This is a genomic window from Nocardia farcinica, from assembly GCF_029867845.1.
Classification (GTDB): Bacteria; Actinomycetota; Actinomycetes; order Mycobacteriales; family Mycobacteriaceae; genus Nocardia; species Nocardia farcinica_A.
The window spans coordinates 1-1,369 of the sequence record NZ_JARWRU010001072.1 but is presented as its reverse complement, the minus strand read 5'-3'; the positions used below and the strand labels follow the sequence as shown (position 1 = coordinate 1,369).

Below are 1,369 nucleotides of genomic sequence, written 5' to 3'. Positions count from 1 at the left end.
GGCCCGCGGTGCACGAGCCGTTCGGCGCGCTCGAACGGCACGACGTCCGCTGGAACCAGCCCACCACGCCGGAGGAGATCCTCGACATGATCGCCTCGCGCAGCTATGTGATCACCATGGCGCCGATCGCCAGGCAGGAGTTGCTCGACAGCGTGTGGACGCTGGTCGACGCCGAACGTCCGACGGCCATCCCCTACGTGACCGAGTGCTACCGGGCCGCGTTGGAGCGCCCCGCTTCCTGACCCAGCTCCGGTCCCGCTCCAGACAGGCCCCACAGCGCTCGGTCATCTCGGCATCAACGTCCCCCCTCGCCGCGGCGAAGCGCCACTACGACGCCTCGATGCCGCTGGTGCGGTTCGAGCCCTTCCTGACCGCGGCGGACGAGTTCGCCTTCCCCCCGGCCGCGGCAAGCCCGGCACCTACCTGTTCTTCTGTCCGGCGGCGACGGCCGGGCCGTACTCACCTCACGCCACGGGCCCACCGCATCTGGCGTTCATGATGCGGTCCAGGTCGGCCGTGCGGGCGGTGCACGCGTTCGCGCCGGAGCACGGCGGCGAGGTGCGCCACGAGCCCCGGACGTTTCCGCAGTACCGGCAGCCCAACTACGCCACGTTCCGGCTCGATCCGTTCGGGTTGATGCTGGAGGCGGTCTGCCACCACGACCGGGAGTGACCGCCGAGCTAGGCTATGACGGTCGTTATGAACCGGGGAGGCGGGTGAACGTGGCGGAGTCGACGCAGGCGCGTGAGCGGATGGTGGCGGGAGCGGCCGACATGTTGCGCCGGCGCGGGCTCAATGCCACGAGCGTGCGCGAGCTGGCCAAGCATTCGGGGGCGCCGCTGGGGTCGACGTATCACTACTTTCCCGGCGGCAAGACGCAACTGGCAGCCGAGGCGGTGCGCTTCGCCGACGAACTGACCGTGCGGACGCTGGGCAAGCAGCTCGAGGCGGGACCGGTGGCCGGCCTGCGCGGCTTCGTCGACCTGTGGCGGAAGGTCGTGCTGGACAGCGACTTCCGGGCGGGATGCCCGGTGCTCGCGGTGTCGGTGGAGGACCAGCCCGACAGCGGGGACGAGCCGAGGCGAGCGGCGGCCGCGGCCTTCGCGCGCTGGACGGACATGCTGGCGGCTTCCATGCGCGAGCACGGCGCGACGCCGGAGACCGCGGCACGGACGGCGACCCTGGTGGTGGCGGCGATCGAGGGGACGGTGGCGCTGTGCCGGGCGCAGCGCAGCATCGAGCCGCTCGATCTGACGGTCGAGGCGCTGGAGGCGGCGGTGAGCGGAGCGATCGGCCAGGGCGGAACGTGAACGACCGGGGCTTCCGACAGCTGTTATAACGATTGTTATAAGGTGGGCGCGGACAGCCG

Annotated in this window: 1 protein-coding gene and 2 pseudogenes; all 3 read left to right on the top strand. The window is 71.1% G+C overall.

Going from position 1 to position 1,369, the window contains the following annotated elements:
• Nucleotides 1-242: pseudogene (locus tag QH283_RS23645) on the top strand (SAM-dependent methyltransferase); the annotation flags it as partial.
• 52 nt (nucleotides 243-294) lie between these two features.
• Nucleotides 295-672, top strand: a pseudogene (locus tag QH283_RS23640) (VOC family protein).
• Between the two features lie 50 nt (nucleotides 673-722).
• On the top strand, nucleotides 723-1,310 hold the full coding sequence (locus tag QH283_RS23635; RefSeq protein ID WP_280505136.1) for a TetR/AcrR family transcriptional regulator: 588 nt from the start codon (nucleotides 723-725) through the stop codon (nucleotides 1,308-1,310).
• The last annotated feature ends 59 nt before the right edge of the window (nucleotides 1,311-1,369 follow it).